This is a genomic window from Sphingomonas sp. 8AM, assembly GCF_902506455.1.
Lineage (GTDB): Bacteria > Pseudomonadota > Alphaproteobacteria > Sphingomonadales > Sphingomonadaceae > Sphingomonas.
This window is the reverse complement of the sequence record NZ_LR733844.1, coordinates 1,334,358-1,360,835: the sequence shown is the minus strand read 5'-3', so window position 1 is coordinate 1,360,835 and position 26,478 is coordinate 1,334,358. Positions and strand designations below refer to the sequence as shown.

Genomic DNA, 26,478 nt, shown 5'->3' with positions numbered 1-26,478 from the left:
CCATTTTTATCGTTTCTGTTTGTCGTTCGGCGATGCGGATCACGGCATCGGCGTTACCGTGATCCGGTCGATGTTGGGGGCGAAGCGCGAGCGCAGAGGCACATCGGGCCACACCTGCGAGGCATGGCTCTTGCCATCCCAGTTGGGCTGTTCCTCGCCCGCGATGCGCACGGTGTTGCGGCCGGCGCGCAGCGTCACCGGCACGGTCATCTCCCACCAGTTGTTGCGGTGGAAGCTGTTGGGGAAGGTCGCCAGCACCGGCGCGGCGCCGTTCACCGCGATCCGCGCGACGCGCGCCAGCGGATCGGGATTGTAATGCGTCGCCTTCGATTGTTCGTCGTTCGAGAAGCGCAGCGTCAGCGCATAGCTCCCGGCACGCGCGACGCGCACGTCGGGGAAGGTCAGCGTGTTGCCGTTGCCCGGCGCGCCGCCGATGTCGAACACCGCCTTGCCGCCGCTCGCCCGCGATGCCGCCGCGACCCGTGCATTGCCCGCGACCTGCGCCGCCTCCGCCTCATAATGTTGCGCGTCGACCGCCGGCGTCGGCACCACCTTCAGCCCGGTGCCCCCCGCGACCTCAACCTTGTTGACCCCGCCGAGCAGGAACGCACGGTCGCCGCGCACCGCGCGCCCGTTGACGCGCAGCACGCGTCCACCAGCCGCCGCCAGCCGCGCCGGCCCGTCCCTGGCCGCATAGACCCAATAGGTCGCCGCCGCGCCGTCGCGCTTCGCGTCACGTGCATCATAGACCTGCGCGGCGTCGCCCGTCGCCTCGGTCAGCGTGATCCGGTCGACCAGTGCAGTGCCCTGCGTCCGCACGCGCCCGTCCCGGCTGCCCGTCGCCAGCGTCACGACATGCCGCCCCGCACCCAGCGTCAGCTCGGTATCGGCATGATCGAGGACCGCGGGCTTGTAACCGAGCGGCAGGTACAGCGCACCCATGTCCTTGCCGTCGACGCGCAGGAAGACGTTGGTCGCGCCCTCCACCGCCGCCAGCGGGTCCTTGTTGAAGGTGCTGGCGAGCACGCGCAGCGCATAGCGGCCCGCGCGCGGCACCTGCACCGCAAAGTCGAGCGCGGCATCGTTGCCGCCCGCGAACCCCTCGACCGAATAGCCGCCGGAGGTGTGGAAGCGCGACACGTCCTTGGGCGAACCCTCGGGTCCGCGCACCGTCAGCCCGCTGCCGCGCCGCGTCGCCGCCTCCGCCTCATAATCCTGCCGCCACGGCGCCGGCGGGGCCGGCAGCGCGGTGCCAGCCGGGGTGACGACCAGCTCATAGGCCGATTCCTCGCGCAGCGCCGGCAGATCGCCGCGCCCGAACGTCAACCCGATTGTGCCGTTCGTCACCGGTACGCGCCGATCGGCGACAATGACCGGCGGGGCGGCATCGCCCAATTGCCCGGTCCACGCGATCTCGCGCACGCGCACCTGCGCCGCCGCCCCGAACAGCGCGGGCAGCCTGGTCAGCGCCACCGTCGCCGCACCGCTCTTGCCGCCGAGCAGCGCGCGCGCCTGTCGCCGCGCCGGGTCGAGCGTCGCGACCCCTTGCAACGTATAGCTCTGGTCGCGGTGCGGCGGCGTCACCGCCAGCGTGTGCCCGCTCATCGTCGCATAGGCGTTGAGCAGCCACCATTGGCCGTTGCCGCGGTTCGCCTGCACCGCGCTGTCGCTCAGATTGCCGTCGATGTTCCAATAGGCGATGTCGGCATCGACCTTCGCATCCTCGATCGCCGCGACCCACTGGATCATCTGCCCGGGCACCGAGGTGTGATAATTATAGGCATATTCGTTGATGTTGACCGGCAGGTGCCGCCCCTGCCACTTCGTCCCCGCGAACAGCCGGTCCTCCCACGTGCGATATTTGCGGACGCTGGTGCGGACGGTCGCGGGATCGCTCAGCTCGTGCCACGTCACCACATCGGGCATCGTGTCGGCGGCGATCGCGTGGCGCAGGAAGCCCTCGACCTGATCGAACAGGATGCTGGTGTTCGGGCCCGCGATCCGCGTCCCCGGCGCCGCCTGCCGCAACGCGCGCACCGCACGGTCCCAGGCGTCGAGGAACACCGCCGGCTCCTTGAGCCAGCTGACGCCGGTGCAACTCTTGGCGTCGGCGCTGAACATGTTGCCGTCGGGCTCGTTGAACGGCACGAACACGATCCGGTCGCGGTAGCGCGCCGGCAACGCGCGGACCTGCGCGGCCTGCCGCTTGAGCACCTCGATATAGTTCGTCACCGATTGCGCGCAGTCGCCGCTCTTCCACTTGTACGGAAACTCGCGGAAGATGTCGGTCATATAGATATAGGTGTCGCCGCCCGACGCATCGGTCAGCAGCGTCGCGACCTCCAGCGCGTCGGCGCCGGGATGCTGCGGCCCGTCCTGCGCCTTGGTCGAGACCGTGCGCAGATCGATGCCTTCGAGCAGATTGGGGTGCGGCAGCCGCGCATCGTACAGGCCGTACAGCGTCCCCGACGCGCCGCCGTGGAACGCACCGGTGTCGCTGCCCATATCGACGGTCAGCCGTTCGGGCGCGTCCTGCGCCAGCGCGGGAGCAGCGGTCGTATAAAGCAGGGCGGCAATGGCGAGGGCGCGCATCGGTCGAAACTCCGGTGAGGACGGGGCGGCGTTCATGCCGCGCGCGCCGCGTTCATGCGCGCGATCGTCGCGCGGTTGAGGATCAGCCGGCTGATCGTAAAGGCGAGCAGCAGGTGCATCGCGGCCGGTACCAGCGTCGACAGCGCGCGGATGCCTGTCAGCGACAACGGCGTCTGGTTGTTCGCGCCGGCCTTGTAGGAGACGATCACCAGCACCGCGCTGATCAGCGCCCCCGCGACCGCCCATGCCAGTTTCACGAAGAACTGGTTGAACGCGAAGCTCATGCCGGACGAGCGCATCCCCAGCTTCCACTCGCCATATTGGTCGGCGAGCTGGATCAGCGTGAAGTGCAGCGGCAGCGTGCAGCCCAGCACGATGCAGCACAGCCCGACCAGCACCAGCCACAGGGTCGGATAGTCGCCCGGCACGAAGAAGGCGGCGACATGCCCGGCGACGAGGATCAGATTGACCCAGATATAGATCGTCCGCACGTCGAAACGGCGCGTGAAGAAGGTGACGACGATCGAGCCGATGAACCCGCCGATCGTCGCGATGCCGAAGAAGAACGCCTGATAGGTCGTCCCGCCGTTCAGCACATAGGTGATGAAATAGAGCGCCGCGCCACCCTTGGTGTTGAAGATCGCGATCAGCAGCAGCGTCATCGCGAAGGTGATGCGCAACTGGTCGTTCTTCAGCGTATTGGCGATCGCGACGCGCAGCGGCGGTTCCTCGGCGGCCGCGAAGGTGACGCGCTCGCGCACGAACAGGAAGCAGATCAGGAACATCGCCACCGCCACGAGGCTCAGGATCGCCACGCCGTCGCGATAGCCGCGCGCGACGTCGCCCGCGCCCAGTGCGCGCACCATGATCGGCAGCCCGACCGAGACGGTGAACGAGGCGATCGCCACCATCGCGAAGCGTACCGACTGGCACGCGACGCCTTCCTCGGCGCTGTCGGTCATTCGCGTGACCAGCGCGCAATAGGGAACGTTGTTGAGTGAATAGGAGAAGGCGAGCAGGAAATAGGTGATCGCGGCATACGCGACCTTGCCGTCCTGCCCGAGGTCGGGCGACTGGAAGGTCAGGAAGCTGCAGAGCCCGACCGGGATCGCGGTCCACAACAGATACGGGCGGAACTGCCCCCAGCGCGTCTTCGTGCGGTCGGCCATGATCCCGATCAGCGGGTCGGAGACGGCATCGAAGATGCGCAGCGACAGGAACAGGATGCCGACGACGCCCGGCGCGATCCCGAACACGTCGGTGTAATAGAAGGTCAGGAAATTGGCGATCAGCCCGGTGATGATCGTCCCGCCCGCGTCGCCGAAGCCATAGGCGACCTTCTCGCCGAACGGCACGCGCGCGACGGGTGTCGGCGCGGCGTGGACCGGCGCGGCGTCGCCCTGTTGCGCGATCGTCGTCATGCCTCGGGGTCCGCGAACGCTTCCGCGACGCGCGCGCCGGCGCGGACGAACACCGGCAGCCGGTCGCGCGGCGCGGCGCAGCGGATCGTCGCGTCGCCGGCCACTTCCGCCCCGGACCACGCATCGACCCACGCACCCGCGGGCAGCCACACCTCACGCGCATCGACGTCCGCCGCGGTAACCGGCGCGACCAGCAGGTCGGGGCCGAACATATATTGGTCGTCGACTTCCCAGCTGCGCGGCTGCTCGGGATAGTCGTAGAACATCGGCCGCATCGGCGGGTCGCCCGCCTCGTGCGCGGTGCGCATCAGCCCGGCGACATACGGCCGCAACCGCTCGCGAAGCGCAGCGAAGCGGCGCAGGATCGCGAACACGTCGTCGCCAAAGCTCCACAATTCGTTGCCCGCGCCGGTGTCGCACTGTGCGACGCCGTCGCGGAACGGTTCGGCGGGCGGGGTGATCGGGTCGCGATGCCCGTGCATCCGCAGCACCGGCGTGAACACCGCCCATTGGAACCAGCGGATCATCAGCTCGTGGAACGCGGGATCGTCGACATCGCCGCCGTGGAAGCCGCCGATATCGGTCGTCCACCACGGGATCCCTGCCATCGCCATGTTCAGCCCGGCGCTCAACTGGTTGCGCATCGCGGTGAACGAGCTGTGGATGTCGCCCGACCAGATCAGCGCGCCATAACGCTGGCTCCCCGCCCACGCGCAGCGCACCAGACTGACGGTGTCGGTCGCGCCCTCGCCGGCCAGCCCGTCGTGGAGCGCCTGGGCGTAATGGAGCGGATAGGCATTGCCGACCGCCAGCACCTCGCCGGCATGATAGCGGTAATTGTCGAAGTCATAGGCGCCATATTCGGGCTCTGCCTCGTCGAGCCAGAACAATGTCACGCCCTTGTCGCGATAATTGCGCTTCAGCGTCTGCCACAGGAAGTCGCGCGCGCCGGGATGCGTGACGTCGAGGAAGCGCGTGTTGCCGAGGAACTCCTGCTGCACGTCGACGCCACGGTTGGCGCGTACCAGATAGCCGCGCTCGGCGAGCGTCGGGTAATTTTCCGAACGCGGATCGACGGTCGGCCACACCGACACCATCAGCGCGGTGCCCATCGCCGCCAGCTCGGCGCACATCGCCGCCGGGTCGGGCCATTCGCGCGCATCGAACCGCCAGTCGCCCTGGACCGGCCAGTGGAAGAAGTCGGCGACGATCACCGCCAGCGGGATGCCGCGCTCGCGATAGGCGCGCGCGACCGCCAGCAGCTCGTCCTGCGTGCGGTAGCGCAGCTTGCTCTGCCACAACCCCAGCGCATAATCGGGCATCATCGGCGCCGTGCCCGTGACCTGCGCATAATTGCGCACGATCTGCGCGGGCGTGTCGGCGGCGGTGATCCAGTAATCGATCTCGTGTGCGGCCCGCGACGTCCAGATCGCGCCATTGGCTGCAAAGCACGCCTCGCCGACCGCCGGGCTGTTCCACAACATGCCATAGCCGTGGCTCGACACGACGAACGGGACGCTCGCCTGCGAATTGCGCTGCGCCAGTTCGAGCACGCAGCCGGCGAGGTCGAGATTGGGTTGCTGGTACTGGCCCATGCCGTACAGCCGCTCGCCCGGCCGGGCCTCGAACCGCACCGTGATCTGCGCCGCGCCGCCCGGCAGCGGGCGGAATTCGCGCCCGGCCAGACCCAGCGCGCTGATCGTCTCGACCGTCTCGCTGCCGATGGTCCAGAATCTGGTCACCGTATCGCGCTGCCGCCACTTTTCCTCGATCAGCACGCGTCCGTGGCGATCCAGAAAGCGCACGCGGCCTTGTAAATCCAGCTCTGCCGTGATCCCGCCGTTGCGGATCCGTGCTACCGAACCGTCCCGATCGATCGTCGCGGCAACCGGATTGATGTCGAGCAACGCCCCCGGCGCGGCGGGGCGGGCGGCGTAGGTCGAGGCGCGCAGCCGCAAGCCGCTCGGCCCATGTGCCTCGATCCGCACCCAGTCGCCATTATAGCCCCAGGCGATCGCGCGCTCTTCAAGCGTCAGCGTATCCACGCTTTTTCATCCTCCCCGTCGACCAATGCTCCGGCCGTAAACGTTTCCGGCGGTGTGCGTTCCGGCCATCGTCCTGTCAAGCCCCTTGCGCCGCCGCGGTGCGGCGGCGATCAGGCGCGGATGGACATTCGGGCGCTTGCCGGCCATCTGGGCCTGTCGATCGGCACGGTGTCGCGCGCGCTGAATGATCGTAAGGATGTCAGTCCCTTAACGCGGCAGCGCGTGCTGGAGGCGGCGTCGGCTCTTGGCTACACGCCCAACCAGTCCGGGCGGACGCTGCGGATCGGGCGAACGGCGACGATCGGTTTTATGCTGACGCTGGAACACGATAGCGCGGTGCACGGCGATCCGTTCTTCATGGCATTGCTCGAAGGCGTGCAGGCCGGGCTGGTCGACCACGGCCTCGATCTTGTCATCCTGCTGGCGCGCAAGGGCGAGGACGGCGAGACGTTCCTCCGCCGCCACATCGCGCGCGGCACGGCGGATGGCTGGTTGCTGTCGGGCACGCAACACGAGGATGCCCGCATCAAGTTGCTGTCGGAGCGTCATATTCCCTTCGTCGCGCTCGGGCGTACCGCGTCGGTCGGCGATTATTCGTGGATCGACCTCGACTTCGAAGGCGTCGTCGCGGAGGCGATGGCGTTGCTGCTCGCCGACGGGCATCGCCGCATCGGCCTGGTGACCCCGCCCGCGACGATCAACAACAGCCACATCGTCGTCGCCGAATATCGCGCCGCGCTCGCCAGGGCCGGGCTCGCGGCGGATGAGGCATTGATCCACCGCGGTGACACCGACGAACATGACGGCGAGGCCGCGACGCGCGAGTTGATGGCGCTGGAACAGCCGCCGACCGCGTTGTTATTGATGGGAGAAACCGCTCCCGTCGGCGCGTATCGGGCGTTGCGCGGGCTGGGCTGCGAACCGGGCCGCGACATTGCGGTGATCGGGCTGCGCGACAATCCGACGTGTCAGGCCTTGTCGCCGGACCTGACCTGTTTCTCGCTCGATCTCAACGCGCTCGGGCTCGCCCTCGCGCACGAGCTGGTGGCGATGATCGCCGACAGGGAACGGGATGCCGACGCCCGGCTGCAGCTGCGATGGCCGCTGCACCTGCGGCTGCGGCAAAGTCATCGGGTCGATCGTCATCGGCTTGATGCGCCTGGTATTTCGCGCTGATGCGGATTGCGGTCCCGGTCCGGTGCGGGCGGAAGGAATAACGATGCGGGTGCTGGTGACCGGGCTGGGCGACATTGCCCGCAAGGCGTATCTTCCGGTGGTGTCGACGCGCGCCGGGCTCGATATCCACCTCGCAACGCGCGATGAAGCCGCGCTCGCCGCGGTCGGCGACGCCTTCCGGATCGTGCATCGCCACCGCAGCGCCGCCGCGGCCTTGTCCGCCAGCTCGTTCGACGCCGCCTTCGTCCACGCCGCGACGCCGGCACATGGCGACCTCGTCAGGCTGCTGATCGAACACGACGTGCCGACCTTCGTCGACAAGCCGCTCGCCGACCATCTCGCCGGGGTCGAGGCGCTGGTCGCGCTGGCGACCGCGCGTGCCGTTCCGCTCGTGATCGGCTTCAACCGACGGTTCGCGCCGGATTATGTCGCGCTGCGCGGCACCGCTGCCAGCCTGATCGTCATGGAAAAGCACCGCGAGCGCCAGCCCGATCTGCCGCGGCGCGTCGTCTTCGACGACTTCATCCATGTCGTCGACACGTTGCTGTCGTTCGTCCCCGCGCCGGTCCTGCGTCGTACCATCGAAACGCATGTCGCGGGCGGCCTGCTGCACGCGATCACCCTGACGCTGGCCGGCGCGGGGTTCACCGCGATCGGCACCATGCATCGTGACAGCGGCCTCGACGAGGAACGGCTGGACGTGATCGGGGCGGGGGTACGCCACACGGTGCTGAACCTGTCCGAGCGCATCGAAGCGCGCGGGACGCTGAGCCGGTCGCGCCGCGGCGACTGGACGCCGGTCGGACGGCAGCGTGGCTTCGAGGCGATGTGCGACGACTTCCTGCTGGCCGCCCGCACGCGGCGGCCGGTCGATGCCGCAGCGATCCTGGCGACGCACGAGATCTGCGAAGCGATCGTTCGCGATGCGGAGACGTCCCGCCAGCGCGGCACGCGGCGGCCCGTGCCCTGACGCGAAACCCGTGCTAGGGGCGCCCGATATGGCAAGATCACAAAGCACCAGCGGCACGGTTGTCGTGGATGGCAACAGCTATGACTGGCATCTTCAGCGTGAACCCCATCAGTCTGACGACGAAGGGTGGAAGGGGATGACGATCGGGCTGCTCCAGCACGATGTCCCGCGCGAGGCGTGGGTGGAGTTCCCGGCACCCAAGCGACTGCTGAAGGGTTTGCCGCGCGGTCGGCTGCAACTCGATGACGCGACGATCTCGCGGTGCGTGCGCGCGGCGCTCGCCGCCGGCTGGGAGCCGGTCTCGCGGGGCAAGCCGGTGGTGTTCACGGTCGATGCCGACGGCAATTGACGCCCGGTCTGGACCGTCGGGGCGGCACGCGCCCGTACCAGCCGCGCCGCCGACGGAAAGTGGCCGCAGGTCAGCGCCGCGTCGTATGCTGACTGCCGCCCGCGATCGTCAGGACGTGAATCCGCAGTGAATTATCGCCATTCCTTCCATGCCGGTAACAGCGCCGATGTCGTCAAGCACGGCCTGTTGATCGCGCTGGTGCACGCATTGCAGCAGAAACCGGGCGCACTGACCCTGATCGACACCCATGCCGGCTGCGGGCTGTACGACCTCGAAGGCGAGCATGCACAGCGGACGGGCGAGGCGATGCACGGGGTGCTGCGCGCCGTCTCCGATGCGAACCCGTTACTGGACGACTATCGCACCGCGGTGCGGGCGGTGAACGACGACGGCGGGACGCGCTTCTATCCCGGCTCGCCGCGGTTTCTGGCGGACGTGTTGCGCCCGCAGGATGCGCTGATCCTGAACGAGAAACACCCCGAGGATGCCGATACGTTGCGCGGGGCGATGCGCGACACCCCGGCTGCGGTGCATGAGCGCGACGCCTATGAATTCTGGCTGGCGATGGTGCCGCCGCGCACCGCGCGCGGCATGGTGGTCGTGGATCCACCGTACGAGCAGACCGACGAGCGCGCCCGGATCACCGCTACGCTCGCCGCGGCGTCCCGCAAATGGGGGCATGGCGTGACGGTGATCTGGTATCCGCTGAAGGACCGCGCCGCGCACTGGCGGTGGAAGGGGCAGTTGCGAGCGCTCGGTATCCCGAAATTCCTGACGGTGGAGCATTGGCTGTACGATGACGATCGACCCGGCAGCTACAACGGCGCCGGTCTTTTCATCATCAATCCACCCTATGCCTTCACGCAGGCGCTGCCGCCGCTGCTGGAAGCGTTGCGCGTCGTGCTCGCGCCGGAGGGACATCGGGGCGAGATCGGCGCCGACTGGCTGACCGGGGCGGGCTAAGCGCATCGTCGGCGACATCTTTCCATAGGATGCGGCGGATCGCTTCGCTAAAGACAGGGGGCAATCAAGGCGGGCAGCGCAATGGCCAGACGTTCGAAAGACCCTTACGATCACCTTCCGCAGGAAGACGCCGCGGCCGAACCGGTCCCCTGCTGGTTGTGCGGCCGGCCGACCGGGAAGACGATCGTCTGGCACCATCCCGTCCCCAAGAGCCGCGGCGGGCGCGACGTCGTGCCGATGCATTCGATCTGTCAGCAGACGGTGATCGCCAATTTTACCAATTCCGAGTTGCAGCGGCATGGCACGGAGGTGTCCGGCTTGCTGGACAATCCGAACGTACGCAAATTCGTCGACTGGGTGGCGAAGAAGGATCCGGATTTCACCGCGACGGTCACGAAGAAGCAGCGCTGAGCCCCGCGCTGCTTGCCACTGCCCGGCACGCGGAAGTGCCACGACATCCTCGCCGCCCGGCCGCCGCGTTCTTTCCGCGTGATACCGTGCTGTATTGCCTTATGGTCGCGGTCCGCATCCGTGCGTGCCCGTAAGTCACACGACAAGAGAGGATTCCCGATGCGCCCCTTTCGCGATCTGCTCGCCCCGCTGCTGCTCGCGGGCACGCTGCTCGCCGGGCCGGTCCATGCGCAGGCGCCGACCGCCGCGCGGCCGGTGCGGATCACGGTCGACACCGCCCGCACGGCGGGCAAGCTGCCACCGATCTGGCGTTTCTTCGGTGCGGACGAGCCCAATTACGCGACGATGAAGGACGGCAGGAAGCTGCTGGCCGAACTCGGCAAGCTGAATCTCGGCGACATCTATTTCCGCGCGCACAACCTGCTCAACACCGGCGACGGCACTGCCGCGTTCAAATGGGGCAGCACCGACATCTATAACGAGACGCCGGACGGGAAGCCGATCTACAACTGGACCAACGTCGACCGGATCATCGACACCTATCGCGCGGCGGGCATCCATCCGTATCTGCAGATCGGGTTCATGCCCGAGGCGCTGTCCTCCGCGCCCGCCGGCACACCCTATCGCCACGACTGGCGACCGGGGTTCGACTACAAACGGATCATGTCGGGCTGGGCCTATCCGCCAAAGGATTACGACAAATGGCGCGAGCTGGTCTTCCAGTGGACGAAACACAATGTCGAGCGCTACGGCCGCGCGGAAGTCGAGCGCTGGTATTTCGAGATCTGGAACGAGGCGAACGGCTGGTACTGGAAGGCCAGCCACGACGAATTCTACAAGATGCACGATTATGCGGTCGACGGCATCCGCCGCGCGCTGCCCAATGCGCGGGTCGGCGGCCCCGATGCCGCCGGAGCGGGCGGTGCGTTCATGGACGGCTTCCTGAAGCACGTCACGTCCGGACGCAATTATGCCACGGGGCAGATCGGTACGCCGACCGACTTCCTCGCCTTCCACGCCAAGGGGCAGCCGACCTTTGCCGACGGCCATGTCCGGATGGGCATCGCCACCCACCTGAAGGAAGTCGACAAGGGCTTCACCAAGACGCTGTCGATCCCGGCGCTGGCAGGCAAGCCGGTGGTGATCGGCGAGAGCGACCCGGAGGGCTGCGCCGCCTGTCCGGGACCGGAGAACGCCTATCGCAACGGCACGATGTATTCGAGCTACACGGCGGCCAGCGTTGCGCGCATCTGGGAGCTGGCGGCGCGGCGCAACGTCAATCTCGACGGGGCGCTGAGCTGGGCGTTCGAGTTCGAGGACCAGCCGTGGTTCGCGGGATACCGGCAATTGTCGTCGAACGGCGTCGATCTGCCGGTGCTCAACGTCTTCCGGATGTTCGCGCAGCTCGGCGATGACCGGTTGGCGGCGAGCAGCGACGCACAGCTGCCGCTCGACATCGTGATGCGCGATGGCGTGCGAGGGGCGGCGGACGTCGGGACGATCGCGACCCGCACCGCCGACGGCAAGGTCGCGGTGCTCGTCTGGCATTATCACGACGACGACGTGCCGGGCCCGGCCGCGGCGGTGACGCTGGCGCTGCGCGGCGTGAAGGGCGGGGCAGGCGCGCGCGCGACGGTGTGGCGCGTCGACGGCGACCATGCCAACGCCTTCACCGCATGGAAGAAGATGGGCGCGCCGATCGCGCCCGACGATGCGCAATATGTGCAGCTCGAACAGGCGTCGGTAATGCAGCCGCAGCCGCTGGCGTTGACCGGCGCGGCCGGCGGCGCTGCCACGGCCACGCTGGAGCTGCCGCGGCAGGGGGTCGCGCTGATCGTGATCGACCGGCGGTAGCATGCCGGCGGCACGTGGCGGGTGAGGCATCGTTCGTCGATCGGCCAAGCCGGAAGGAGCCTCGACCCGATGTTCGTGGCAGCCGGGGCTGACGTACCTCGGGGCGACTGGCTACCCGACCGATCGGAACCCGGCGCGGCTATGTCGCGAACTTGGTTCTCTTGCGATGGGTCCACCGAAGGCGTTCGTGCATCACGATCCACACCGTCAGGCGAGCAATAAACGCATAGCGTAACACGGGCCTGAAGCTCCGACGGGAGCACGCCACGTCATTGGCCGTGAAAGCCAGGTGAAAAGAAATTTTCACAATGGCGTAAAACGTGGTTGCCACCGCAGGTGCTCGCCTCGTAGCCTATCATAATACCAATACCGCAGAAGCGGTTGATATAGGGGAGGTTTGCATATGCATATGTCGTTCAGAGCGGCTTTGCTGGCCGGAAGTCTAATGCTCGCGATCGACGCGCAGGCGCAGGACCTCCCCGGAGGTGCCGCGGCACCGGCCGCAGGCGCTCCGACCTCCTCTCCGGTTGATGCGTCGCAGGAGCCCACCCCGGTTGCGGCTCAGGTGGGCTCCGGTACCGCCGACGACATCGTGGTAACCGGTATTCGCGCCAGCCTGGCATCGTCCGCGCGGATCAAGCGCGACGCTCAGCAGATCGTCGACACGATCTCCGCCGAGGACGTGGGCAAGTTCCCGGACGCGAATATCGCCGAATCCCTTCAGCGCATCACCGGCGTCGCGATCGACCGCTCGGGTGGTGAAGGCCAGTTCATCACCGTCCGCGGGCTCGGGCCGGAGTTCAATACGGTGCTGGTCAATGGTCGCGTGATGGCGACGGACAATCCGGGTCGCGAGTTCTCGTTCGACGTGCTGTCGTCGAACATGATCCAGCGGACCGACGTCTACAAGTCGAGCGTGCCCGAGCTACAGGAAGGCGGCATCGGCGCCACCGTCAACATCATCACCGCGCGGCCGCTTGACGGCAAGAGCGGGTTCCACGTCGCCGCCTCGGCGGGTGGCATCTACGACACGCTGCGGGAGAAGCTCAGCCCGGACTTCTCGGCGGTTACCTCGCTTACCAACGATGCGAAGACGCTGGGGATCGTGCTGTCGGGATCGTACACCGATCGCCGCAGCCAGCTCGACTACGTCCAGACCGACGGGTGGCTGTTCGGCGCGCAGAACGTGGTCAACGGCACCGCGTCGTCCACCGGGCTGACCACCGCGGCGCTCGGCAACACCGGCGCGACGGTCAACGTGCCGCAGAATCTCGCGTTCGCGCGGCAGGCGGATCGACGGCGCCGCATCAACCTTGCCGGAGCGGTGCAGGCGCAACTCAGCGACCAGTTGCTGCTGACCGTCGATGGCATTTATTCGAAATTCGACGTTTTCAGCTCGCGCAACGTTTTCGCCAACTTCTACTCGGCGCCCTATATCGGCCTTGAGGTCGACGGCACCGGATCGGCCATCGGCTTCAACCGGCCCGGGCAACAGTTCCTCGCCGCCAACCCGGCGCTGAACGGGAGTGTGTCGCTCTCGCAGAATGATAATATCGTCGACAACAACAACCGCCTGACACAGACCTATCAGATCGGCGGCAATCTGAAGTGGAACCCGGCCGAGGATGTCGAGGTGCGGTTCGATGTCTCGACGTCGCGAGCCAAACAGCGCAATCCGACGCAGTTCGTCGTCGTCGGCTCGCTGGCGCAGACCAGCCCGCGCTTCGACCTCAACAAGGGCGAGGACCTGCCGACCGCATCCAATTTCGGCAACATCACCGATCCATCGCTGATGCGGGCGCACTACACGGGCGTGGGGAACAACCGGGTGAGCGATCGCAGCTCGGAATATCACCTCGACACCGACTACAAGATTCAGGACAGCATCCTCAAGTCGGTGCGGATCGGCATGGCCTATTCGGATCGCACCAAGGAGCGGCGCTTCTTTGGCAACAATGACGGCGGTTGTGCTTATTGCGGCTATGACATCCCTGTAGATACGTCGCTGCTGTCGCCCTTCAAGCTGAACAATTTCCTGCCCGGCGTGTCGGGCAGCGAAAACGTTCCGCAGCAATTCTTCACGTACGACGCCAACGCGATAATCGCGTTCCTGTCGAACCCGGCCAATCTGGCGCGCGCGCGACAGGGCCGCACTGCAGCCGAGCAGGCTGCCGAGGCGGCGCGGCTTCTGGCGTTGCCGGGCGGGCCGTACGGCGTGCGCGAAAACCAGGGCAGCCTGCTCAACGTCAACGAACGTCTGTTGGCCGCCTATGTCGCGATGTCATTCGGTGGCGAGAACTGGAGCGCCAACGCCGGTGTGCGGGTCGTCCGCACGCAGACGATCTCGCGCGGCTTCGAGCAACCGGTTATCGACATCACGAACACGCGTGGCGACGACACGCTGGTCTTCACTTATGGTGCCTCCACGCCAGTTTCGGTGCGCAACAGCTACGTCAACGCGCTGCCCTCGGCGAACATCAAATTCAACGTTACCGAAAAACTGATCGCCCGCGCCGCCTTCTCGCAGACGGTCACGCGCCCGACCCTGACCGATCTGGGCGTGGACAATTCGTTCGGTGGCCGGATCTCGGTGCCGCAGTCGAGCGGCGGCAATCCCACGCTGGAGCCGTTCAAGTCGACCAATTACGACCTGTCGATCGAATATTATCTTAATTCGATCAGTTACGTCAGCGCTGGCGCCTTCTACAAGACGCTCGACAACTTCCTCGAGCTCCAGACGGTGCCAGTGCAGCGCTTTGGGCGGACCTTTCAGGATACCCGGACACGCAACGGGCAGACCGGCTATATCCGCGGCATCGAGGTAGGTGGTCAATATACGTTCGACTGGTTGCCGAGCGTGCTGTCAGGCTTCGGCGTGGCCGGCAACTACACCTATGTCGAGAGCAAGGCCGAGCGGGACTCGGCACTCGCCGATTACGAATGCGGATATAACGGTCTGTCGCCACACTCTGCGAATGGCAGTATCTTCTTCGAGAAGTTCGGCCTTTCCGCGCGCGGCTCGTACAATTGGCGCTCCGAATACCTGCGCGCGTGTCGCTCGGACCAGGGACGTCCGCGCAACCGTTCGAGCTACGGGCAGTTCGACTTCAACGTTGGTTACGACATCACACCCAATTTCCAGGTGTACGTGCAGGGTGTGAACGTCACCAACCAGCGCATCCATGAATGGTCCGCAATCGAGGAGCGCTTCCTGCTGCTTCAGGAAACCGGCGCCCGCTACAACTTCGGTGCCCGCGTGAAGTTCTGATGTCATCCCCGGCCCGGCGCCCCGTGCGCCGGGCTTTGCCCGGGGCAGGTGGAGGGCGACCGCGGGACGGGCGGTGCGGAGGCAACGCCGCAGATGGAGAGAGTTTGGATGAAGAGCTGGGCCCTTGTGGCGCTTTACGCCTGCCTCGGGCCCGCGGGCGCGTCGGCGCAGGAGAGTGCTCCGGCGGCGACGGAACCAGGCCGCAGCGTCACCATAGCTGGACTGGATCTAGCCATAACGGGCGATCTCCACGGATTTGCTCTGGACCTTCGCTCCGAACCGATCGCACCGGGTGTGGCCCGTCTGGTACTGACGCTGACCCGCGCCACGCCCGCCCCGCCGCCGCGGCTCGCCATCCGCTGGTCGCAGCCCTCGGTCGACATGGCGGGGATGTGGACGCCGGACGCGGGGCTGGGACGAACGATCGTGCCCGATTTCGCATCGACGCACTTGCGCTCGACGCTCACCGCCGCCGCGCCGGTGCTGACGCTCTACGGTCGCGACGAGCAGAACCGGCTGACCGTCGCCGCCGAGGACGCAGTGAACCCGGTACTGCTCGCCGTCAGGCTACGCGAGGAGGACGTGCGGGTCTACAGCAGCGTGGAGTTGTTCAGCGAGCGCCATGCGCCGCTCACGCGCTACGCCACGAGCCTGCGGCTCGACACGCGCGCCATCCCGTTCTCAGCCGCGCTGGGGGATGTCGCGGTCTGGTGGTCACGTCAGCCGGGCAAGCAGCCTTTGCCCGCACCGGCCAGCGCTCGTGAGCCGCTCGACTCGACATGGGTCAGCTATCACCAGAACATACCCGAAGCGGTTGTTCTGGCAGAAGCGGAGGCGGCAGCGCGGCATGGCCTGAAGGTGATGATCGTCGACGACGGCTGGCAGACCGGAGACAGCAACCGCGGCTATGCTCACGCGGGCGACTGGCAGCCGGAACGGCTGCGCCGGATGCGGGTCGTCACCGACGCGCTCCACGCGCGCGGGATGAAGGGGATGCTGTGGTTCTCGGTGCCGCTGGTCGGCGACGAGGCGGCAGTGCTGCCGCGCTTCCGCGGCAAGATCCTGCGGCGCTGGGCGGACCAGCGCACCAACGTCCTCGATCCGCGCTACCCCGAGGTGCGCGCATATCTGATCGAGACCTTCCGCCGCGCGGTGCGCGACTGGGGCTGGGACGGGCTGAAGCTCGACTTCATCGATATGTTCAGCAGCGACGAGAACACCGTGCTCGATCGTGCCGACGGTCGCGACACCGCCTCGGTCTATGAGGCGGTGAACCGCCTGATGGTCGACGTGATGGCGGCGCTGCGCGCGATCCGTCCCGATGTGATGATCGAGTTCCGCCAGCCCTACAGCGGCCCGGTGATCCGCACCTTTGGCAACATGCTGCGCGCATCGGACACGCCCAATGCCTCGATCCTCAATCGTCAGCGCATCGTCGACCTGCGGCTGCTGGCCGGCGCCACCCCGGTCCATGCCGATCCGATCGTGTGGCACGCGGACGAGCCCAGCGACACGGCAGCGCTGCAACTGCTCGACACGCTGTTCGCCGTCCCACAGGTTTCGATGCGGCTAAACTCTCTCAGCCCGTCACATACCGCGATGCTTATGCACTATCTCGCCTATTGGCGGGCCAACCGGGAAATTTTGCTCGACGGACAGTTCCGGCCGGAGGGGATCAACGCACAATATGATCTCGTCCGCGCGGTGACGGCCACCAAGCAGATCGTCGCCGTTTATGCCGGTCGTACGATCGTGCTGGATGCCCCTGCGCCGGCGATCGACCTCGTCAATGCCACGGCGTCGACGCGGCTGGTCGTGGAAGCGACGCGGGATCTCGGCCGCTACGAGGCGCGCGCGACCAACGCGGAAGGACGGGAAGTGTCGCGGACACCGCTTGACCTGTCGCGCGGCGCGCATGTCGTCGCCGTGCCGCGCGCAGGCATTGTCGCGCTGGTACGACGTCCATGAGCGGCGTGACGGTGACCGCTGCGCCCCTTGACGTGTCCGCCGCCGCGGCGACTGCCACCGACGCGATCGCTCCGGCAAAGAGCCATTATGTCGTGCTGGACGGTCTGCGCGGCGTCGCGGCGTTGATGGTGGTCATGTTCCACACGTTCGAGGCCTATTCGTTCGGCGATCCGACGCGTCAGATCATCAATCACGGTTACCTCGCGGTCGACTTCTTCTTCCTGTTGTCGGGCTTCGTCATCGCCTATGCCTATGACGATCGCTGGGGCCGAATGGGCGCGTGGGACTTCTACAAGCGGCGGTTGATCCGGCTTCAGCCGATGGTGGTGCTTGGCAGCGTGATCGGGGCCGCGCTTTTCTACCTGCAGGCGGGAGCGCTGTTTCCCAGGATCGCGGCGACGCCGGTCTGGCAGATGCTGCTGGTCATGCTGCTCGGCTGCACGCTGCTTCCGCTGCCGAAGCAGCTCGACGTCCGCGGGTGGGACGAGATCCACCCGCTGAACGGACCGGCGTGGTCGCTGTTCTACGAATATGTCGCGAACGTCGCCTATGCGACGGTGCTGCGGCGGCTGTCGTCGCGTGCGCTGGCGATCCTGGCGGTGCTCGCGGCGGTGCTGCTGCTCGAGGTGGCGCTGCTGGGCGAGCGGCGCGATCTTGTCGGTGGCTGGTCGCTCGATGCCGCCGGCGTCCATATCGGGCTTGCCCGGCTATGCTATCCGTTTCTCGCCGGCATGCTGCTCATGCGGTCGGGATGGCGGCTGCGCAGCCCGCAGCCGTTCGCGATCAGCGCCATTCTGCTGATCGTCGCACTGGCGCTGCCACGGTTGGGGGACACACCCCACCACTGGTCGAACGGCTTGTACGACGCTGCTTGCGTGCTGCTGCTCTTCCCGCTGGTTGTTGCGATCGGGGCAGGGGTCAAAGCCGCGACGGGCGTGAGCATGCGCGTCGCCCGCTTTTTCGGCGACCTGTCGTTTCCGCTCTACATCACACATTACCCGCTGATCTATCTCTACACCGCCTGGGTTATCGACCATAAGGTGCCCGCGCGCATCGGCGCACCGGTCGGCGTCGCGCTGGTCGTCACGGCAGTGGCGGTCGCTTATGCCAGCCTCAAGCTCTACGACGAGCCGGTGCGTCGCTGGCTAGGCCGGCGCGTCCTCGCTTCTGCCGTGCGTCATCCCGCGAGCAGTGCCGGGTAGCCGGTAACATCGCTGAATGTTGAGCTGCGTGCCACCGAACGTCCGGAACCAGAAAGCGCGTGGGGCGGGGGCTTATCGACCTTTTGCGGGCCTCCTGAGGTCCGCAGCGTTTGTGCAGTCACTCTGACACATTCACCGACTGGCACGTGCCAATGTGATGTCTCACATCACAAGCGACACGGAGAGCACTATCAATAGGGCGACCGCGGAAATCAACGTCTCGCAGACCGTCCAGCTGCGGAGCGTATCCGCGACGCCAAGCCCGACATATTCGTTTACGAGCCAGAAGCCACCATCGTTGACGTGGCTCAACGGCGGCAACGAATTTCATCGCCTGCCCTTTTGTAAGTCGCTCGGGTCCGGCGCGACTTTCGATGCGGCGCCCCGGCGGAGACCGGTCGCCGGGACGAGGTCTCACGCCGCGATAATGATGTGCGGAAGGTGAGTTGGGCGGATCGCGGGATCGGCTTCAGCGTGGTCGCGCGGAGCACGCCCGCCACGCTGGAGCGGATACCGGTTGCTGCATAAGGTGTCCGCCGGACACAACCGCGTGAAATCGTGGTTCATCTGCTGCGATCCCCTTGCCGGCGCGCTCGCTCCCCATTTTGGAAAGCAGGCGGCAATCCACGTCCCGGAAAAGCCGGTTCAGCACGCGTCCTCAACCGTTTAGCGGTGAGTTCTCGAAATCAGCCAGCAGGGCAGCGACGTTGTCGTACAGGGCCACCGCGCCCGCGTCGTTGAGGGTCTCGTCGCTGAACTTGCCCGACCGGAGGCCCACAGCGGCGATGCCGCACCCGGCCGCCGCTTCGATGTCGTAGGGCGTGTCACCGACGACGATCACCTCACTGGCGGCGAGTGGTGACAGCTTCTTGAGCGCGGTGGCGAAGATGTCAGGTGCGGGCTTGGTCTTCTCTACGTCGTCCGATGTGGTCGAAAGGCTGACGATCTCACGAGCATCCAGCAGATCGAGGTAGTGATCGAGTTCATCCGACGACGCCGAGGACGCCAGCACGACCTGCCGGCCGCCGTCCCTGACCTTCGCGAGCAATTCTCTGGCAGCGGCAAAAGGCTTCACCTGCTCCAGATACCTCGACTTGAAGATCCTGCCATGCTCCTCGCCCAGCTTTTCCTGCTCGGCTTCGTCGGTATCCGGAAGCAGGGTCGGCACCAGCATGTCAGTGCCTTTTCCGATCTGGTCGTGGACCGCCTGATCATCGAATGTCGCGCCGATCTGGCGGAATACTGCTTGCCATGCCGCAACGTGATGGTCGTTGCTGTCCACGAGGGTGCCGTCGATGTCGAAAAGAACCGCTTTGATCGCCATGGTGTCGCTGCTCCTGAGTTAGCGCCCCAACGCATGGCGCACGGTGATCGGCACCAAGAGGGACCCCATCGTGCACCGCGGCCTGCCATGCCGGACCCTGACGATGAAGCGTCGCGAACGGCGCCGGCATGAGCTTTCTCGCTTGCAGGCAGGGCGGCTGCCTGGTCATGCTCAACGCGATGCGCAATGGTGCCTCCCCTGAACATGGTCTGCCAACAGCAGGGCACCTCGCCATTATCACGGCGCCGCTCGCCGGCCACGTCAACCCGGTGCAGGTTCTAGCGAAAGAGCTGAACGCGCGCGGGTGGAGCGTGTCGCTGGTCCATGTGGCTGCCGCCAGACGCTTCGTGACAGAACCCACGCTGCGGTTTTCGGCGCTTCCCTGCGGAGCCGGGGACATGTTCGACGCCTATGTCGAAACGTTGGTGCAGCCGACCGGACCGATCCGGCTCAACCGCATGATTCGGGCTTCGGCGGCGATGACCGGTCGTTTGCTGGATGAAGCCCCGACCGTCCTGGAACGGATCGGCGTCACCGCCGTGCTGGCGGACGCGGTTGAACCGGCCGGCCCGCTGATCGCGCGAAAGCTCCAGCTTCCTTATGCCGTCGCCACAACCGGCCTGCCCTTGTTCGGGGAAGCCGGAGTACCGCCACCTTTTCTCGGCTGGCGCTACCGCCCGGATCGGTGGGGCGCGTTCCGGAACCGGGGCGGGTACGCGGTTACCGACTTGCTGATGCGGCCGATTGCGCGCGTGCTGGAGACGCGTCGGCGCCAGTGGGGCCTTGCGGAAGACTGCGGGCCGCGCGTGCAGGTCGCACAATGCCCGCGCGGACTGGACTATCCACGCTGCGCCCTGCCATCGACGTTCCGCTATGGATCGCCGTGGCGGTCAGGAGATCAGGAAGATCCCGATCTGCCACGCGGCGGACCGCCGCTGGTGTTTTGCTCGCTCGGCACTCTCCAGGGATCGCACCGGGCGCTGTTCGCCACCATGGCGCAGGCCTGCGCGGCGATTGGCGCACGCGCCGTGATCGGCCATGGCGGCGGGCTGTCGCGGGAAGAGGAGGCCGCGTTGCCGGGCGATCCGCTGGTGCGCGCCTTCTGGCCGCAGGCTGCCGTACTGAGGCGCTGTTCGGCCGCCGTGTTGCACGGTGGCTTCAACACGGTGCTGGATGCGCTGGCGGCCGGGGTGCCGATCGTGGCATTGCCGATCGGCTTCGAGCAGCCGGCGACGGCCGCCCGGATCGTGCGCGTCGGGGCCGGCCGGATGATCTCGCCACGCCGACTGCGTCCCCGCACGCTGGCCAGCGCTTTGCAGGAGGTGATTGACCGGCCGGGCTACGCGCAGGCGGCGCGCGTCATCGCCGCGGAGATCGCGGCCGGAACGGGCGCGGCGGGCGCCGCGGACGCCATCACCGCTGCGCTGACGTCTTCCGCCTGAACGCCGGCAATTTCCACCAGGGCGTGCCGGGGCTGAGGTGATGTTCGTGGTGGTACGCGCCGAAATGGAAGCACGTCATCAGCGAGAGGAAAGGTCCCGCCGCGCCGCTGCGCGTATTATGCGCATCGGCGAAGGTCTGGTCGCTGTGACGGTGCGGTAGGTAGGTGCCAAAGACGAACAACTGCCCGAGCGCGAGAAGCGCTGGAAGGGCCCAGAAGATGACGATGTTGAGCAGCGACGCACCCAGCAGCAGGTAGACGGTCGCGGCGACGGTGATCCGGATGATCTGGCCATGCGAGTAGTACGTGCGGAAGAAGGATCCAAACCACGGAAGCGCCCGGCGAGGAGCCGCGGCATGAAAGTCGGGATCGCTTGCCGTGCCGGGTGCGGCATGGTGCGCGTGGTGCTTGGGCAGCAACGCGCCATACGCCAGGCCGGCGTAGATACCCAGGCAGAGCGTTCCGACAAACCTGTTCAGCCGTGGGTGCCCGGGTGCCAGCGATCCATGCATGCAGTCGTGGGCGATGATGAACAGCCCGGTGCTGAGCCACGCCTGCACCACGACGAGGACCACCGCCAGCAGCGCGGTGCCGACGCTCCACCGCCAGAAGAAGATCCCGCCGACATGCACCGCGACCCACGCCGCGCCGATCGCCGCGGCGAGCAACAAGCCGCGCCCCGTATCGCCCGGGTGGCGTTTCGGGCTCATCGCCTGTTTCGCTCGGCAAGCCGACGTTTGAGTCGCACGGGATCAGGCGCGAACAGGAAGCCGAAACTGACCCCGTCCTCCTTGCCTCTCACCGCATGGTGGAGCCGGTGCGCCTGATGCAGCCGCTTCAGATAGCCCCGTCGCGGGACCCAGCGCGCGCCGAAACGCTGGTGCACCAGCATGTCGTGCACAAAGGCATAGATCGCGCCGTAGACGGTGATGCCCAGGGCGATCCACCAGACGGGCTCCCAGACCGTACCCAGCGCGAATAAGGCGATGACGATGATGGCGAAGGTCACCGCATAAAGATCGTTTCGTTCGAAGGCGCCGTCATGCGGTTCGTGATGCGATCGGTGCCAGCCCCAGCCCCAGCCATGCATGACATATTTATGCGTCGCCCAGGCGAAGACCTCCATGAACAGCACCATGGCGAGCACCAGCAGCAGTTTCTCGTACCAGCTCAATGCGTCACCTCTAGGTCGAGCTTGCAGCGCCCGAGCCCGCCCGTGTGCAACGCCGCCGTAGCAGGACGGCGGGGCGCGCGCATCCGGTCGGGGTCCTGCGACGTCGGCGCAAACCCGCGGGCGACGCCCAGCGCAATGACGGATAGCAGCAGGCCCGCCAGCACATCGACGATGTAATGGCCGCCGAACAACGGGGTCGCCACGATCGTCAAACCGGCCCAGATCGCGCCCGGAACGCGCAGCGAGCCAATCGCATACACCCCCCGGAACAGGATCACGGCAAGGGCTGCGTGATAGCTCGGAAAGCTGACGATCCCGGTTATATGCGACAGGTCGAGCTTGCGGATGGCGCCGTCGCGCAGCCCCGCCACCAGGTCGCGATCACCCCAGGCAACCGACGGCCACAAGTGCCGATAGTGATCCGGATCGAACAGATTGCCCGTGGCGGGCAGCAGGCCGGAGAAAAGGATCGTCACGCTCCCCGCCAGGATCGCAGCGGCGATGGTTGTTTGCAGTCGTTCGAGCCGGCCGGTCCCGGCGAGCACCACGATGCACACCACCATCTGCAGCACCAGACTATGATAAGCGAGCCCGCCAATCAGCAGGATCGCTGCCGGTAATTGGTCGGCCTTTGCCAGCATTGCGGGCCAGTCGAACCCCAGCCGGGCATCCGCCGCGGTCAGCCAGCGATCCCACAAGGGGTGGCTGGCCGCCGCCAGCAGATAGGCAAACACCACTCCGAGGATGGTGAAAAGCGTCATCTGCAGGAACGCGGTCGCTCCCGCGATCAGCCGGGCATCCGCTCGCAGCCGTCCGGTTAGCAGCGCACCGGCCAGCGCCGCCAGTCCGGTCGCGGGCAGCGCAGCGCGTGCGGGCAACAGGCCGAAACCAAGCGCGTGACCCAACAGCAAACAGCCAAGCGCCAGGCCGGCGATCACCCACCAGGTCACGGCGTCGGCGCGGAATGTCCCAGGGATCGGCGGACGCATGGTGAGATAACGCGACACCCACCACGTCGGGTCCGCAGCCGCTGTGCGATGTCCATCGCCGCAGCGTTCCGAACAGGTACGAAGGCACCGCCTGTGAAGATCAAGCCGGCGCAACGGCGGCTCAGACGCGCGATGCGAACGCACACGATCAATCCTTTTTGCATGGTCTTGCGGCCGACGGTCTTCTTGAGGGCAGTCCGTACAATTTGTCACACCGATCGATGCTCGGAACTTATTGATTGATCCGGAAGATGATGGATGCGGCAAGCGCCTGGCGGAACCAGTCGGCGTGTCGGCTTGCCCGATAGCGGCCTCTCGTTAACGTGATGCGGGAACTTGAGGTGTGCATGTCCGTATTTGCCTCGAAGCGGTCGCCGTGAGCGGAGCCGCTTGTTCGACAGCAACCGTTCGGTCAGCTTGGCTCTTCGTGAAGCGGAGAGCTTGAATGCATGCGCTGATAGTTGCGGGTGTCGTCGCCGTTGTGACCATCGGATGGTCTATCCTCAACCGAAAGCGTGATCCTCTCCGGGCAACAGGTGGTGATGGTACGATCTCCCCTGGCAAGATCAGCGCTGCTCTCGTTACCGCGCTGGGTGTGGGCGTTCTCTTGTCAGGTGTGCATGCTGCCGCGACCGGCGATCTGAAAGCGGGGCTAGGTGTTTAGTCCCGGCATCTGGTGGATCGGGTCGACGATGAACCGATTTGGCTCTGACTTCCAGATTTTGGCGATGTATTCGTAGGGCGTGAGACCGCTGAGCGTCTTGAGCCGGCGGGCGAAACTGTAGGCGGCCATGAACTCGGCGAGCGCGTGGTGCAACTGCATGGGGTTAAGACATAAAACGGGCATAGATATACGCCAGGGCCGGTGGGTGGGCGATCTTGCCTTTGATGGGTCAGCGGATCGCGTGGAGGATGGAGCAAGCCAGGACGGTTTTCTGCGGAAGCCTGAGGCGAGCGGGGCTGCCGTGTCGGCCTACCTTCTCGCCCATTTCGCCAAGAGCCAGTTGTGGCACGCCAGTACGTTGCTGTTCGGGTTCTTCTTGACCGAGGCATGTGGGCTCGACGCGCGGACGATGAGTTTCATCATGGCCGGATCGCTCGTTGTAAACGGGGTGGCCGATGCCGTCGTAGGAACCGGCTGGAGCGATTCGGATACGATCGCGGCCTCCACGATCCGGTGCCAAGCGATCGCGGCGCCCGTGACCTGCCTGTTCTTTCTGCTGTTCTGCGCGACGCCGCTGCTCGATCCCACAGTGCGGGTGGCCTGGTCGATGACGGCGCTCATGGGCTTTCGCCTCGCCTATCCCTTCATCGACGTGCCGCAGAACGCGATGGTCGTGTCGATCGCCCGCAAGCAGGTTGCCCGCCGCGCCCTGCTCGCCAAGCGAAACATGGTGTCGGGATTGGCAGGCCTGGGGGTGGCGGTGCTGGCGGCCCCGCTGCTGATCCATGAGCGGAGCATGGTGGCCTGGCTGGGTTGGGCCGGAGGCCTGTCCGTGCTGGTTTGCTTCACCGCGCTGCTGCTGCGCGCCTTCGAGGCAGAACCCGCCAGGGAACCGGCGGCTTCGGATACCCATGAGCGCAGCTCCATTCCCGTGCTGGTAACGCTGGCTGTAATGATGGTCGCCTGCTCGACCTTTCGGGCGCTGGAACCTTATTACGGCGCCTTTGCGGGCAAGGGCACCGGGTTGCTCGTATGGGCGGCAATCGGTGGACTGCTGGGTCAGCCGCTATGGATCGTCGGCGCGCGCCGCCTTGGCGAAGGCGGCATCCTGACGGTCGCCGCGGCGCTGCTGATGCTGGCCACGATCGTGCTGCTCGGGCCGTGGCGCGCCGGACCGGTGAGCGCGGCCACGGTGGGATTGTGCTTCGGCGCGGGCGCGAGCGGATTGTGGCTGATCCTGTGGTCGGCGATGATGGCGCGGGCCGCAGCCGGGCAGGCGACCGGCCATGTCGGCATCTTTACCTGCGTGTCCAAGCTGGCGCAGGGTGTGGCGATGCTGCTGCTGGGGCAGGTGCTGGCGACCTCGCCCTATCGCACCGCGCTGGCCGATCCCTGGTCCGCGCCCTCGCTGCTGATGGTGGCGGCGCTGGTGGCGATCGCGCTCGCATGTCTGATGCTGATCCCGGCCCTGCGCGTCAGTCGAACAGCGTTTGGTGAAAGACCAGCGACGCGGCGCCCAGCGGCCCGGCCAGATCGGGGCTGAGGCTGGCGACATCAAGCATGGTCGCGGGCGCCCGACGGTTCCGGCGAGCGGGCCATGCGTCCTCCGGCCACTCGGCCGCCGCAATGATCCGCCGCGCCAGTTCGCGGGGGAGCCGGCCGCCGAGGACGAGTGCTTCGGTGTCGAGCGTGAAGCGCAGCGCACCTAACAGGTAGGAGAAGGACGGCTGGTGCTCCGCCAGCCATGCCTCGACCCCCGACCAGTCCGGATCGAAGCGCGACACCATGTCCGCAATACCGGTGGTCGCGACGCCGTGATCGGCGAGGCAGGCGCGCAGGGTGGCGAGGTTGGGGATGGTGCGGCCCGCCAGCGCGAACAGCCCGGCGACTTCGCCGGCGTTGCCGTGCCGGCCGCGCATCAACGTCCCGTCGACGACCAGTCCCGCGCCGAACCCCGCCGCGACATTGAGGTAGCAGAAGCTGCGATAGCGTGCGCCGACCCCCAGCAACCGTTCGCCGATCGCGGCCGCGCCCGCGATGTTCTCCACCGCGACCGGCAGGCCGAGGCGGCGCGAGGCGGCGGCATGTAGATCGACCAGCGCCCAGTCGTCCAGCTCCGCCCCGGGGTTGACCGTATCGGGTGCGACGAAGAAGCCGGCCACCGCGATCCCGATCCCCTTCAGCCGGTTGCGATCGATATCCAGACTGGCCAGGGTTTCAATGCCGAACGCCGCGGCAGCATCGATGATGGCGTCTCGCGGCATGCCCGGCAGCGTTACTTCACGCCGGGCGCGCACGTTGCCGGCAAGGTCGAGCAGCACCGCATCGGCACGGTCGGTCATCACCGACAGGCCGATCGCGAAGGCGGCATCGGGTTTGATGTGGATGGTGGCGCTGGGCTGACCGCGTCCCGCGGCTACGGCTTCTCCGGCACGGACCAGCCCTGCGGCCTCCAGTTCCTCCGTGGCCCGGAAGACGGCGGTGCCGGACAGCTCGGTTTCACGGATCAGCGCGGATCGGGAGATGCGGCCGTGGCGCCGTACCGCGAACAGCACTGCCCGTCCCCGGCCGGATATCGCCGCAACCTTCATCGACCGTCTTCCCTCATGCCGCCCCAGCTACGCGTGCCACGAAAAATCACCAACTCGCCCACCATTTGTCAAATTA

At 66.6% G+C, this 26,478-nt stretch carries 20 protein-coding genes and 1 pseudogene; 11 read left to right on the top strand and 10 right to left on the bottom strand.

All coding sequences use genetic code 11. The features are described from left to right. Window positions 1–39 precede the first annotated feature (39 nt). From BACI71_RS06665 to BACI71_RS06655, 3 genes are read right to left on the bottom strand one after another with little or no spacing between them, the layout of a single operon-like run. On the bottom strand, window positions 40–2,592 hold the full coding sequence (locus BACI71_RS06665) for a cellulosome protein (RefSeq protein ID WP_159756635.1): 2,553 nt from the start codon (window positions 2,590–2,592) through the stop codon (window positions 40–42). Window positions 2,593–2,624: 32 nt separating this feature from the next. Beyond that, window positions 2,625–4,013 (bottom strand): MFS transporter, encoded by a 1,389-nt coding sequence (locus BACI71_RS06660; RefSeq protein WP_159756632.1) that lies wholly within the window; start codon window positions 4,011–4,013, stop codon window positions 2,625–2,627. Next, the gene (locus BACI71_RS06655; RefSeq protein ID WP_159756629.1) at window positions 4,010–6,058 is read right to left on the bottom strand and encodes a glycoside hydrolase family 31 protein; all 2,049 of its coding nucleotides are present in this window, start codon (window positions 6,056–6,058) and stop codon (window positions 4,010–4,012) included. Before BACI71_RS06655 ends, BACI71_RS06660 begins: the two co-directional genes overlap by 4 nt. A 120-nt stretch (window positions 6,059–6,178) precedes the next feature. On the opposite strand from BACI71_RS06655, the gene BACI71_RS06650 reads away from it, so the two are divergent. The 9 genes from BACI71_RS06650 to BACI71_RS06610 all read left to right on the top strand — a co-directional run bounded on the left by BACI71_RS06650 (window position 6,179) and on the right by BACI71_RS06610 (window position 18,219). Continuing rightward, the gene (locus tag BACI71_RS06650) at window positions 6,179–7,234 is read left to right on the top strand and encodes a substrate-binding domain-containing protein (RefSeq protein ID WP_159756626.1); all 1,056 of its coding nucleotides are present in this window, start codon (window positions 6,179–6,181) and stop codon (window positions 7,232–7,234) included. Window positions 7,235–7,277: 43 nt separating this feature from the next. Then, entirely contained in the window at window positions 7,278–8,204 is a 927-nt protein-coding gene (locus BACI71_RS06645; protein WP_159756623.1) for a Gfo/Idh/MocA family oxidoreductase, read from the top strand. A gap of 28 nt (window positions 8,205–8,232) precedes the next feature. Continuing rightward, complete coding sequence (locus BACI71_RS06640; protein ID WP_159756620.1) at window positions 8,233–8,553, top strand: hypothetical protein; 321 nt, start codon at window positions 8,233–8,235, stop codon at window positions 8,551–8,553. Between the two features lie 126 nt (window positions 8,554–8,679). Next, window positions 8,680–9,516, top strand: coding sequence for a 23S rRNA (adenine(2030)-N(6))-methyltransferase RlmJ (locus BACI71_RS06635; RefSeq protein WP_159756618.1), 837 nt, complete (start codon window positions 8,680–8,682; stop codon window positions 9,514–9,516). Window positions 9,517–9,597: 81 nt separating this feature from the next. Continuing rightward, window positions 9,598–9,927 carry a hypothetical protein gene (locus tag BACI71_RS06630; protein ID WP_159756616.1) on the top strand — a complete coding sequence of 110 codons (330 nt, stop codon included), beginning with the start codon at window positions 9,598–9,600 and terminating at the stop codon, window positions 9,925–9,927. A gap of 159 nt (window positions 9,928–10,086) precedes the next feature. Beyond that, the gene (locus tag BACI71_RS06625) at window positions 10,087–11,781 is read left to right on the top strand and encodes a GH39 family glycosyl hydrolase (RefSeq protein WP_159756614.1); all 1,695 of its coding nucleotides are present in this window, start codon (window positions 10,087–10,089) and stop codon (window positions 11,779–11,781) included. Between the two features lie 445 nt (window positions 11,782–12,226). Continuing rightward, window positions 12,227–15,049 (top strand): TonB-dependent receptor, encoded by a 2,823-nt coding sequence (locus BACI71_RS06620; RefSeq protein ID WP_159756612.1) that lies wholly within the window; start codon window positions 12,227–12,229, stop codon window positions 15,047–15,049. A gap of 294 nt (window positions 15,050–15,343) precedes the next feature. Next, window positions 15,344–17,017, top strand: a complete 1,674-nt coding sequence (locus BACI71_RS06615) for a glycoside hydrolase family 36 protein (protein ID WP_159756610.1) — start codon at window positions 15,344–15,346, stop codon at window positions 17,015–17,017. Between the two features lie 11 nt (window positions 17,018–17,028). Further along, window positions 17,029–18,219, top strand: a complete 1,191-nt coding sequence (locus tag BACI71_RS06610) for an acyltransferase family protein (RefSeq protein ID WP_201297315.1) — start codon at window positions 17,029–17,031, stop codon at window positions 18,217–18,219. A gap of 162 nt (window positions 18,220–18,381) precedes the next feature. On the opposite strand, the gene BACI71_RS18230 is transcribed toward BACI71_RS06610, so the two are convergent. Both BACI71_RS18230 and BACI71_RS06600 read right to left on the bottom strand, forming a co-directional pair. After that, the gene (locus BACI71_RS18230; protein ID WP_443018498.1) at window positions 18,382–18,531 is read right to left on the bottom strand and encodes a GntT/GntP/DsdX family permease; all 150 of its coding nucleotides are present in this window, start codon (window positions 18,529–18,531) and stop codon (window positions 18,382–18,384) included. Window positions 18,532–18,877: 346 nt separating this feature from the next. Then, complete coding sequence (locus tag BACI71_RS06600) at window positions 18,878–19,543, bottom strand: HAD family hydrolase (RefSeq protein ID WP_159756604.1); 666 nt, start codon at window positions 19,541–19,543, stop codon at window positions 18,878–18,880. A gap of 128 nt (window positions 19,544–19,671) precedes the next feature. Here BACI71_RS06600 and BACI71_RS06595 point away from each other — a divergent pair, with 128 nt between their 5' ends. Further along, a complete protein-coding gene (locus BACI71_RS06595) occupies window positions 19,672–20,985 on the top strand; it encodes a glycosyltransferase (protein WP_236552858.1) in 1,314 nt (437 codons plus the stop codon). Here the strand turns inward: BACI71_RS06595 and BACI71_RS06590 are convergent. From BACI71_RS06590 to BACI71_RS06575, 4 genes and pseudogenes are all read right to left on the bottom strand, one after another. Next, window positions 20,957–21,694, bottom strand: a complete 738-nt coding sequence (locus BACI71_RS06590; protein ID WP_159756601.1) for a fatty acid desaturase — start codon at window positions 21,692–21,694, stop codon at window positions 20,957–20,959. The two genes, BACI71_RS06595 and BACI71_RS06590, sit on opposite strands and share 29 nt — an antisense overlap. Next, window positions 21,691–22,158 (bottom strand): sterol desaturase family protein, encoded by a 468-nt coding sequence (locus BACI71_RS06585; RefSeq protein ID WP_236552857.1) that lies wholly within the window; start codon window positions 22,156–22,158, stop codon window positions 21,691–21,693. Before BACI71_RS06585 ends, BACI71_RS06590 begins: the two co-directional genes overlap by 4 nt. Next, complete coding sequence (locus BACI71_RS06580; protein WP_159756598.1) at window positions 22,155–23,108, bottom strand: phosphatase PAP2 family protein; 954 nt, start codon at window positions 23,106–23,108, stop codon at window positions 22,155–22,157. Before BACI71_RS06580 ends, BACI71_RS06585 begins: the two co-directional genes overlap by 4 nt. Before the next feature lie 691 nt (window positions 23,109–23,799). Further along, window positions 23,800–23,967: pseudogene (locus tag BACI71_RS06575) on the bottom strand (IS481 family transposase); the annotation flags it as partial. A gap of 49 nt (window positions 23,968–24,016) precedes the next feature. Here BACI71_RS06575 and BACI71_RS06570 point away from each other — a divergent pair. After that, window positions 24,017–25,354: an MFS transporter gene (locus BACI71_RS06570; RefSeq protein WP_159756595.1), complete on the top strand. Its 1,338-nt coding sequence runs from the start codon at window positions 24,017–24,019 to the stop codon at window positions 25,352–25,354. Here BACI71_RS06570 and BACI71_RS06565 read toward each other — a convergent pair. Then, entirely contained in the window at window positions 25,287–26,402 is a 1,116-nt protein-coding gene (locus BACI71_RS06565; protein ID WP_159756592.1) for an ROK family transcriptional regulator, read from the bottom strand. The two genes, BACI71_RS06570 and BACI71_RS06565, sit on opposite strands and share 68 nt — an antisense overlap. Between the last annotated feature and the right edge of the window lie 76 nt (window positions 26,403–26,478).

What these genes read in the sequence shown, in the direction of transcription:
- BACI71_RS06600 (WP_159756604.1), bottom strand. Translation starts at nt 19,543, where the DNA reads ATGGCGATCAAAGCGGTTCTTTTCGACATCGACGGCACCCTCGTGGAC.
- BACI71_RS06665 (WP_159756635.1), bottom strand. Translation starts at nt 2,592, where the DNA reads ATGCGCGCCCTCGCCATTGCCGCCCTGCTTTATACGACCGCTGCTCCC.
- BACI71_RS06630 (WP_159756616.1), top strand. Translation starts at nt 9,598, where the DNA reads ATGGCCAGACGTTCGAAAGACCCTTACGATCACCTTCCGCAGGAAGAC.
- BACI71_RS06620 (WP_159756612.1), top strand. Translation starts at nt 12,227, where the DNA reads ATGCTCGCGATCGACGCGCAGGCGCAGGACCTCCCCGGAGGTGCCGCG.
- BACI71_RS06645 (WP_159756623.1), top strand. Translation starts at nt 7,278, where the DNA reads ATGCGGGTGCTGGTGACCGGGCTGGGCGACATTGCCCGCAAGGCGTAT.
- BACI71_RS06625 (WP_159756614.1), top strand. Translation starts at nt 10,087, where the DNA reads ATGCGCCCCTTTCGCGATCTGCTCGCCCCGCTGCTGCTCGCGGGCACG.
- BACI71_RS06640 (WP_159756620.1), top strand. Translation starts at nt 8,233, where the DNA reads ATGGCAAGATCACAAAGCACCAGCGGCACGGTTGTCGTGGATGGCAAC.
- BACI71_RS06565 (WP_159756592.1), bottom strand. Translation starts at nt 26,402, where the DNA reads ATGAAGGTTGCGGCGATATCCGGCCGGGGACGGGCAGTGCTGTTCGCG.
- BACI71_RS06595 (WP_236552858.1), top strand. Translation starts at nt 19,672, where the DNA reads ATGAGCTTTCTCGCTTGCAGGCAGGGCGGCTGCCTGGTCATGCTCAAC.
- BACI71_RS06650 (WP_159756626.1), top strand. Translation starts at nt 6,179, where the DNA reads ATGGACATTCGGGCGCTTGCCGGCCATCTGGGCCTGTCGATCGGCACG.
- BACI71_RS06590 (WP_159756601.1), bottom strand. Translation starts at nt 21,694, where the DNA reads ATGAGCCCGAAACGCCACCCGGGCGATACGGGGCGCGGCTTGTTGCTC.
- BACI71_RS06660 (WP_159756632.1), bottom strand. Translation starts at nt 4,013, where the DNA reads ATGACGACGATCGCGCAACAGGGCGACGCCGCGCCGGTCCACGCCGCG.